The organism is Paenibacillus eucommiae (genome assembly GCF_017874215.1).
Taxonomy (GTDB): domain Bacteria; phylum Bacillota; class Bacilli; order Paenibacillales; family NBRC-103111; genus Paenibacillus_AI; species Paenibacillus_AI eucommiae.
Map to the genome: position 1 here is coordinate 1 of NZ_JAGGLB010000076.1, position 2,341 is coordinate 2,341.

Sequence of the window (2,341 nt, forward strand, 5' to 3'; positions counted from 1 at the left end):
TTGCCGTCAACGTCAACGCCGAGCGTAACGCCGTCGGCGCCAAGCATTTTAAAATATTCGATATCATGGTCCAGCACTTTATCCAGATAGCCCAAGCTGACGATATTTTTCGGAATGGTTCCCCCCAAATCGCGAAGGCCGTGCTTTCTTTTCGTGAAATCTCCGTCTTGGCTTGTATGGAACATATAGTTGGTGTTTAAATAGACCGGAATATCGAGCGTATGCGCGAACTGGATGAATGCCTTCATCCCGCTGTCGCCGCCGAGCCGTTTGTCCACTGGCAACGGTGCGCCATAGTCGCTGAAGCCTCCCTTTGCCCAGCCCATATAGTTGACGACCATATTATCGATGCCAAGGTCATACAGCCGTTGTACCATGTCCATCGCGCCGCTTGTAGTCGTCGACCGGAGATAACGGTCTGTGATCAGCCCCCCGGGTGCCCGTTCCGCTCCGACAATATTGATCGTCATCGGCATTTTTGCGTCGTTCTTCGGTTTAAGCGGCTCCAGCTTGTGCACATTCATCAAGTATTGACGGTACCGCTCGGCCATCCCGACATAGTTTGCTTTCGTACGGTCGAGCAGAAAGTAACGAACAGAGCGATCGCCATGAAAACGCTGCTCCTTGTTATACGTAATGAAAAATCTGCCTTTGGCTTCATTCGTGACTTGTTTATAGCTCGACCTATAGTTCTGCTGTGCGGTAATCCAGTTATAGCCGCTGAACACTCCCGACGGTGAAGCGACCACATCGGAAAATTCGGCCCCGTCTTCAATAACCGAAACGAAGCCTTTATCGCCCGATTTGGCGCCGAATACGGGGATCGAAACCGGATTCCGCGATTGAGGATCGTCGTTTGCTTTGAACGAAATGTCAGGTCCGTATACAGCTTCCTGATACAGCCGGTTCACGTTCGTATTATGTTGATTATAAGGAATTAGAGCGCCGGAGCCGTCGGGTATGAATAAGTAGCCCTCCTGGCCTGAGGAATGCTCCGCCCCGAAGAAAGGGTAAAGTCTTACCCAGACAAGGCTTAACGAGCCTTCCTTGATCCCGGATTCGACAATTCTTGTGACAATCGAATCCCCTTCCACTTTCACTTCGATTGGAATCGTGAATGACTTTGAAGGCATGTCGAAAGTCAGCCTGAAGCCTCCGTCGATCACAGCGGCATCGATGATTTGGCCTTGCTCCTCGAGCAGGTTGGTTTCTTTCGGCTGCTTCACTTTGCCTGTCAAATCCATATAGCTCAACATGACAGGGGAACGCAGATGCGTTCTCCAAATGCCCTCTTGATCTTCCGTAGGCCACTCACCCGGATCGGGATAAGAATGCCAGACGTTTCCGCTGCGTTTATCGGTGACGGTGAAGTGCCCGGTCTTGGCGTCAAGCCTCAGCTCAAGCTCTTCGGACTCGGCAACCGTTTGGAAATCGGCATCCTTGGGCAGTTCATCCATGCCTTTGTCTACTTTTACCGCCCCCGCGTTCGCTTGAGATGCGGCAAGGACGCCCCCTCTTTCTAGCTTGCCCGTATCAAGACGCATGCCAATAAATAGGATCAGAGAAGCTGTAAGCAAGGCCGCTATCCAATAAGTTGCCGGGATTCGTGTAAGCAGCTTCATCGCAGTCTCACCTCCTGATACACTTCAAATAAGAAATCTTTCAAATCGCTGCTCAAACCAGTCATGATCAGTACGAGCACAGCAAGCGCCATGAATGTCAATAGAGAGAGCACCATGTTAATAATCGTCTCCCCTACCGTGTAATTTTGCAGCGACTGGATTTTCCAGAACACCATCAGGCCGGTCCAGATGAACAACACTTTTTCCATAAAATCGTAAATCGCCTGCTCCGACATCGTCATAACGTTGGAAACGGCTGCAAGCGGAATGCCAATAAGAATGAACGGGATGAGTGCATAAGCATGACCGACGAATACGTCCTTGAATCTGCCCTCTCCTCGGTAAATCGAGCTGACCAGATAGTTGGAGACGACCCAACCGACCCAAACCGCTCCATACTGCAGGAGCAGCGATAATAGATTGACGCGATCAGCATCAGCCGCTTGGAATGAAAACCCCGTGAACATCTTCATGATGACAAGTGCTGCGTAAGCGGCGGTCAGCAGGATGACGGCGCTCAGATATCCCCCTTTGTACTCGTAACGGAGCGCGGTAAAACCGTCGACCGGGTGCTTCAGCATGTAGAACATATGCTTGAATTTTACGACGAATTCGTTCTTGGAACGCGTGCGATTGCTCCAAGCCTGGCGCCATCCCGTTTTGCGGGTTGCTCTTTCGAACAGCATGAGCAAAATAAAAGCTGCGGCAAGACTTGTTGC

The 2,341-nt window shown here is 50.9% G+C and carries 2 protein-coding genes; both read right to left on the bottom strand.

Going from position 1 to position 2,341, the window contains the following annotated elements; all coding sequences use genetic code 11:
- Positions 1-1,622 (bottom strand): DUF5696 domain-containing protein (locus J2Z66_RS42275; protein WP_209980122.1); only part of this gene is annotated, 1,622 nt, incomplete at its 3' end.
- A partial coding sequence (locus J2Z66_RS42280; protein ID WP_376774577.1) for a YIP1 family protein occupies positions 1,619-2,341 on the bottom strand: 723 nt, incomplete at its 5' end. The genes J2Z66_RS42275 and J2Z66_RS42280, both read right to left, overlap by 4 nt.